The organism is [Flexibacter] sp. ATCC 35208 (genome assembly GCF_001975825.1).
In the GTDB taxonomy this organism is placed as follows: domain Bacteria; phylum Bacteroidota; class Bacteroidia; order Chitinophagales; family Chitinophagaceae; genus Chitinophaga.
In genome coordinates, this window is the sequence record NZ_MTKN01000036.1 from 81,668 (window position 1) to 82,152 (window position 485).

A 485-nucleotide genomic window follows, 5' to 3' on the forward strand; every position below is an offset into this window, starting at 1 on the left:
GCTACTTATACCCCTGCTACACTCACCGCTGATACCGTATGGTTCAGAAGGATCGTAACTTCCGGTTCCTGCTCCAATACCATCAGCAACGTGGTGAAACTGAGAAGAATCACTACATCTCCTGTAGTTGTATCTGTTCCTGCTTCCGTAACGACTAATTGCGTAGCTGGTAAAGACTATACTACACTGTTCGGTACACCAGTATTCAGTCACCAGCCTTTCAGCAATGAAGCCCTGACTGTAACTTATACCGACAATACTCAAACGCCTGATGCATGTACTACCCTCATCATGCGTACCTGGACAGCCGTAGATCGTTGTGGTCTCACGACTTCCGCTCAGCAGACCATCACGGTTGTTGATACCACTGCACCTAAGTTCACCACCGCCGCTCCGGCTAACGTGACAGCAAGTTGTGACAACGTACCAGCTGCTGTAAACCTGACTGCTACCGACGATTGTTCCGGTACCCTGACCATCACACC

1 protein-coding gene is annotated in these 485 nt (G+C 49.7%); it reads left to right on the forward strand.

The annotated features are described in order from the left end of the window. A partial coding sequence (locus BW716_RS36855; RefSeq protein WP_220388805.1) for a hypothetical protein occupies window positions 1-485 on the forward strand: 485 nt, incomplete at both ends.